Origin of the sequence: Enterobacter cloacae complex sp. IR5428 (assembly GCF_049238585.1) — a bacterium.
GTDB lineage: Bacteria > Pseudomonadota > Gammaproteobacteria > Enterobacterales > Enterobacteriaceae > Enterobacter > Enterobacter intestinihominis.
This window is the reverse complement of record NZ_JBMKHV010000006.1, coordinates 345,362-351,774: the sequence shown is the minus strand read 5'-3', so window position 1 is coordinate 351,774 and position 6,413 is coordinate 345,362. Positions and strand designations below refer to the sequence as shown.

Genomic DNA, 6,413 nt, shown 5'->3' with positions numbered 1-6,413 from the left:
GTAGATGGCGTCGCTGTATTCCGCGACGGTCAGGGAAACCGTGTTATCTGTGTTCGGTTTGATGCTGTTGACCGTCCATAGCTGACTGTCCAGCTCCTCAACTGTCGCAATGAGATAGCGCGACGGGAGTTGCACAGTGTCTCCGTTCCATATATTGAGCTGAATGTTGGGTATTGCAGCAGTGAAGCCATACTTCGTGTCAGTGCGGGCGGTTGCCGGATAGCGCAGCGTCGGGTTACCCAGGCTGTCTGTCACCAGCACATACATCGAACCGGTAAACGTGATCGGCTCGCTGGTATCGAAGTCATTCCCGGAGCGGCCGGTGACGTAACCACCCTGCTGGTTGCTGTCGTAGATGTCTGGCATCTGGATGACGCTACCGACCTGGATAATGCCGTCCTCAAACACTTTGGCGCTCATCTTCACCCGGGAGTAAATCAGGCGTTTCGTTTCGCGCAGCGCGCGCTCTCGCGCCTGATACTCATTACGGAAGCCGACAATCTCCAGCTTGTTTGGGTTTTCCGCTTCCTGCTCGACGATAGTGCCGTTCAGCACGCGGTAGTTGATGTACGTCTTGTTGTTCGTGGTCGGGTGAACATAGGAAACCTGCACACCGTCATAACCACCAGGCAACGTGGCTTCGTACGTTATTTTGTACTCGTCCGTCTTCATGTTGGCCCGGTTGAATACCGCCGCCGGGTAATCAACTTTCTGATCACGGGTAAACGTCAGTACGCCGTCATCCCAGTACGCCACAACAGATGCCGCATTGCAGATGGCCTGCACGCGGTCGCCGAGAGAGTCGTTCTCGTCGTCAAACGTGTAGTCGAAGTAACCCAGCCGTTCATCAGGCAGGCTTTCGACGATTGAGTACAGCCCGTACAGGTCGATGCTGCTTACCGGTTGCTCACCCATAATCAGCCAGGTGTGCGCCACCGCATCAGCGAACGAGCGCGACGGACGCAGCGTGTAATCCACCGTCTGCGTGTCCAGGTCGTACGTAATGGTGTGGCGAGTCACCAGTGCGTTATATTTGCGCTCGCGGCTGCCCAGGGCATTCTCGGTCGCCCGGACTTTTACGCGCACCAACGTGTCGGTCGGGTGAACGACGTTTGTCCTGATGTTGATGCTGTGGATCTCTTCAACCTTCAGCAGTGACGCATCGCCGGAGTTATCCGTGCGCTGGAAGCTGACCGCGTATTTACCGAACCCGCCGGTCGGAGTGATCTTGTCAGTGCGATAAAACACCTCACTCGTCGACTGGTGCGGCGTCGTCTGCCGGTACGTAAACGTCTGCTGCGTTCCCGGCACCTGGTTGTAGTTGTCGTCGATTTTCCAGATGACAACCTTCCAGTTGGTCTCTTTCTTCCCGCCGAGGCTGGACTGAGTATGCAGCCACAGCTGCGTTGACTCGACCGGGGAAAAGAACGGCCCAACCACCAGCGCCTCGTTATCGTTGAGGATGAATTTCGTGGTGTTGATCGTGGCATTCGCCGGGATGTCCTGCGGTCCTTCGAGCTGGTTCATCGTAAACGTGTACCAGCGCACCGGGTTAACCACTGCACCGTCGTTTGTTTCAACCGCTGAAATCAGCGTGCCTGAGAATGTCGCATCGGTAGTTACGTTGCCGGAGGCGGTGCTGTACGTCACGTTGATGGTGAAAGTCACAGCGTGAGGCAGAACCAGCCCCATGAAATAATCGAACTCGGCTTGTTTCACGATTTTCATCGCTATCTGGCCGCCGGAATACGTTCCGCTGACCACCGTGTTTGCCGTTGCTGTTTCGATCGGGAAGTCGCTGGCTTCGTTCTGACCGGGAACTTCCTGACCGTCAACGTCATCGAATCCGTATCCCTCGACGATCTGCGGGATAACTTCGCCAGGCTGGAAGAACTGGAATTCGGCACCGGCCAGAGAGCCCAGGCTGGATTCTGAGTAGCGCACGGACTCATAATCGTATTTGCCGATCCCGATACACATCCACTCTGTAACGTACTTCAGGCCGCCGTCGGTGGACGTCTGGTGCACGTATTCGAACACCGACTCCTGAATCAGATCCGGGAACGAACGAATCTGGCCGTAGATGTCCGGTTTGGCCTTATATACGCGCGCCGTGTTTGTCTGACCGGTCAGGCTATTGTTGGGCGAGTCGACGGTATTACCGCCGTTGTTTGCAATAGCTGGCTTCGGCGCCAGGAACGAAAATACCTGACCCACCACTTTAAAGATCGGGCTCAGGATGTCACCGACAATGCCCTTTGGCTGGTCGAATATCTGGATGTGGTCCAGCTCACTCAGTTCAAACGCCAGATCGTCATCGTCGCTCAGCTTTACGCCGTTGCGGACGATTAGCAGGTCGCGGTGGAAAGTAGCGTCATTGGCCGCAAGCCAGTCATAAAAAAGGGTGCCGTTTGGCACCCTGCAACGCAGCTTAGGCGTTCCTGGAAAATTCGATATTTCAACCAGCGCCATATTCGAAAAACTCCACTTTGGTGAATGCCCGCTGAATGACCAGCAACGAGTCCATGCGTACGCTTCCGTTCTCGCCGCGCGAGTGCAGCGCCATCCGGTTCAGCACCAGGCCAACGTGCGCCGGTTGCGCGCCTCGGTATCCGACGAATATCCCGCCCTCAACTGGCTTGTCGACCGGGCGCCAGAAAACGACATCACCCTGATAGCAGGTGAAGAAGTCGGCCCCGGCTTCGTAGTCCGGCGTCTGGTGCAACTCAATGCCGAGCACATGCCTGTAAAACAACACGCACAATCCCCAGCAGTCGACTTTCTCAAACGAGCAGGCCCGGTTAGCCCACGGCACGCCGATCATCCTGCTGATAAAATCAGAGGTACTGAAGTCCCGTGTACTCGACTGGATCATAAAGGCGACCAATATTGTTATTCAGAGGGTTGGTGACGGAGAGAGTGACCGATGCGGCATCAGCATCGATATCCACCGTCTTGACGTAAAGCTGCCACGACTTAATCGGCACCGACACATCGCCGCTGTCGAATATCTGCCGCGTGGCCGTAATAGCTGTTAGCCGCGCCGCCCCCTTCCACCGCTTCATCAGCGCTTTGATGTCAGACGACAGCCGCCCTAACTTCACCGTCGCGTCGATCACCGGCGTGCCGCTCTGCTGGCTCTCTTCGATTTCAAAGCGCGCTGGCGAGTACGTCTGGCCGCCAAGCGTCTTCGGGAAGAACTGCTTATCGACCAGGCGGACGTAACCAAAGGAGGGGTGGTAGAACGTGATGGTGTCGTACAGACCGCGCGTCGGGCGCTGCTGCTTATACTCCCTGAAGCTCGGCATTACGGCACCCTCGGTAATGATTCTGGGTCCCTGTTGTCCGGATAACCCGTGACAACGATATCCAACACTGAAGGCCATGGAGGCGGCAACTCAACAATTACGTCGTCAAACTCGTCATCTGCGTTGTACAGGTGGTTGGCAATAACGGTCCCAGTCCAGGTCACCACCCCGCCGTCGATACTGGTTTGCACCGGCATCTGCGTGAAGTGAAGCTCCTGCAACTGGAGGCCACTGCCGCCCAGATTGATATTCATACGGAACCAGTTCAGTCCCCGGTTGAGATAGTTCGGGCTGCGTAGCCACTGCTGGAAAGCGCGTTCCTGGGCCAGAGTGAAGATCCACGTCAGTGACCAGGTCACTTTCAGGTCGTCGGTTTGATTCTCGAAGATAGCCGGGCCGACCGCTGGCTGATCGGTCTGGAACCCGGTATCGAGAGTCATATTTTTGCTGGCCTTCTGCGCTAGCGGCAGCCAGTCGGGATAGTCGATAATTGGCATCTAAACTCCAGGCATTAAAAAACCCGCCGAAGCGGGTTTGATTATTCAACGGACCGTGGACCAGATGGCGTATCGTAAACATTGATTTTTATATCAACGATATCGCCATTATTGGTAAATTCCAGGTCCTCTCCAGCAGGAGCAATGCCTTTGATGGTGGAACCGTCCTTTAAAGTAAAGACAAACTCCACCGCCCTGTTAGGGTAAAACTTATTTGGTTTACCTATTTCAATTGGGAAGGATTGCACATCGTTTGGCTCAATAACCATACATATCTCCTTATAACTGACCTCGAGGTGTTCTTTTCGCAGTTGTATTGCCAGTGATAGCCTGCGATATAGGACCTCCATTATTCAAGTCAGCAATAATGGCATCCACGGTTATAGTACCATCTCCGTTGTTAGTAGCTTGAGCGTCAAATGTGGCACTCGTCATATTCTGAACGTTGATTATGACGCTAACTCCGCCGCCTGAAGTCATATCCTTATTGCTGATCACCTTGCCGTTGTCGCCCGGTATCATGTACTGCTTACCGGTACTGGCCTGGTAAATCTCAGGTTTCCCTCGCTCACCGACCTGATAAAGACCTCCTGCATTCACCGGGCCGCCATTGTAACGCATACCGGTTAAAGCAAGGCCCTGTGCCAGGCCTACCGTTGAAGCAATTCCTGTCATGGCAGGAACTGAGTTGGCCCCAAATGAAGCGAGGCTCGCCATGGCGGCGGCAGGAGCCCAAGCTGTAGCCAAGATTGCAGCCTGAGATGCTCCAGCAGCAGTAGCCGCTGCGCCCAATGTCTGCCCTATAATGAAGTTTTTGAGGGCCTCAACACCAACCTGGACTAGCGCATTGACCACGCTGTTCAGCATCGTATTCCCGAGAGAACGCATAGCATCCTGAGCTGACATCGTTCCTGTGATCAGTCCAGTTATGACGTTTGATGCGTTTCCGCCAAAGGCATCCACGGCACTCGTTAGCATGCCGAAGCCGATATTCATTTGGCTTAATTCTTGCCACTGAGCATCGAGTCTTTTTTGGCGATATTGCTCCTCAATGCTAGCCCTTACAGCCTCTACCTCAGCTATTTTCTGAGGGTAGAGCGCAGCGTACTGGTTAAGTTGCTCAATCTGCTGCTGAAATTGGCTTTCAACGCTAGCCACAGGAGAAGCTTGGCTTTGTAGGCTGCTGAAGTTGGACTGCGCAGCTTGCTTATCTCTTTCTGCCTGGGCTTGCTTTTTCAATGCTTCAGCAGTGTCCAAAGCCTGTGCTTTGTACTCTCTTGCCTTCTGTCGCTGTTCATCCGTTGCATCAGCACCAAGAGACATCTCTGCCCTTAGTAGTTGCTGCTCACGGGTTAATTCGCTGGTTGAACCTGCTGCAAGAATAGATTCTTGTCTCAGGGCTTCCAATTTTTCGTTTATCGAGTCCTGCGCTTTAGCGTACTGCTCCGCCTCTTTCTGGGCTGCTGACTTGCCTCCCTTCGCTTTAGAACCACCTGAAGTGGCAGTGGCTTTTATTTCGATAGGTTTAGTGGCTGCGGCTGTTTTCTGAACTGCATCCCAACCGGCGCGAGATGCCTTCTCCCAAGCTTCAGCTGTAAGTTGCGCGGATTTCTCCTCGTTCTCTTTCTGCCAGTCACCAAAGCCAAGCCAACTCCATGTTCTCGCTCGCTTGGCGTACATTTCGGCTTCAGAGCGCAGATCTGCTATTTGCTGACTGGCGGTAGCGGCCTGCCCGGTAAGCCTGCCAATGGCAACAGCAAGAGAATCGATAACCAGAACCATCCCGTTACTGGCTCCTGTAGCCTGGTTAATATTATCAACCATAGTCAGGAAAGAGTTGGTGAGAGCGGTATTGGCCTGCGACAGTGTGCGTGGGAGTTTCTCGAACTCTGCATTCACTGAGCCGGTTTGCTTCTGAATGGCGTTGAGAGCATCTTCTGCCGTCAGTTTCCCGTCCAGCATCAGTTGGCGAAGTTCTCCAATGCTTACACCCATCCCAGCGGCAATCTGGCGTGCCAGTTCCGGCATTTGCTCAAGGATGGAGTTGAACTCCTCAGCCCTGACAGTGCCGGAGGAAATTGATTGACCGAACTGACGAAGAGCATTCGCCATTTCTTCTGCCGAGGATCCGCCAATGCGACCTATTTTCTGAAGTGTTTCGGTGAGCTGGATGACCTGGCCGTTCGTCGCACCGGTATCGCGCAATGCGGTACTGAGGGTTTCCCACAGCTTCGCTGTATCCTGTAGCGAACCACCCGTTGCCGAACTGATGCGCATCAGACTCTGCATCGTCTGCGATGCTGTCGCTGCGCTGCCAGTTAGTCTCTCTATACGCGCGTTGAGCTGGCTCATGTTGTCAGCAGCAACGAGGAATGCACGCCCCCAGTCAACAACTATCGATGCAGCTATGGCCCCGGCAACTTTGTTTATGCTGGTCTGGAGTTGGTCAAACTTACTGGCCGCTTTTGACGCTCCGCCACTCATCTTCTCAAGGCGCTCATTTACTTTGCGCTGGGCCTCAATCAGATTCGCAACATCCATCTGCACCTGATAGACGATATTGCCTACTTGTTCCTCACCAGCCATTGATATTTCTCCTGTGGATTAT

6 protein-coding genes are annotated in these 6,413 nt (G+C 54.1%); all 6 read right to left on the bottom strand.

Annotated features, from left to right (window positions below; all coding sequences use genetic code 11):
- On the bottom strand, positions 1-2,472 hold a 2,472-nt coding region (locus ACOTXC_RS11980; protein ID WP_421767700.1), incomplete at its 3' end, for a host specificity factor TipJ family phage tail protein.
- Positions 2,459-2,824, bottom strand: a complete 366-nt coding sequence (locus ACOTXC_RS11975; protein ID WP_421767704.1) for an NlpC/P60 family protein — start codon at positions 2,822-2,824, stop codon at positions 2,459-2,461. The genes ACOTXC_RS11975 and ACOTXC_RS11980, both read right to left, overlap by 14 nt.
- A 13-nt stretch (positions 2,825-2,837) precedes the next feature.
- Complete coding sequence (locus ACOTXC_RS11970; RefSeq protein ID WP_063133745.1) at positions 2,838-3,308, bottom strand: hypothetical protein; 471 nt, start codon at positions 3,306-3,308, stop codon at positions 2,838-2,840.
- Positions 3,308-3,805: a hypothetical protein gene (locus ACOTXC_RS11965; RefSeq protein ID WP_181542136.1), complete on the bottom strand. Its 498-nt coding sequence runs from the start codon at positions 3,803-3,805 to the stop codon at positions 3,308-3,310. Before ACOTXC_RS11965 ends, ACOTXC_RS11970 begins: the two co-directional genes overlap by 1 nt.
- Positions 3,806-3,846: 41 nt before the next feature.
- Positions 3,847-4,074: a hypothetical protein gene (locus tag ACOTXC_RS11960; protein ID WP_045344867.1), complete on the bottom strand. Its 228-nt coding sequence runs from the start codon at positions 4,072-4,074 to the stop codon at positions 3,847-3,849.
- Positions 4,075-4,084: 10 nt separating this feature from the next.
- Positions 4,085-6,391 carry a tape measure protein gene (locus ACOTXC_RS11955; RefSeq protein WP_421767699.1) on the bottom strand — a complete coding sequence of 769 codons (2,307 nt, stop codon included), beginning with the start codon at positions 6,389-6,391 and terminating at the stop codon, positions 4,085-4,087.
- Between the last annotated feature and the right edge of the window lie 22 nt (positions 6,392-6,413).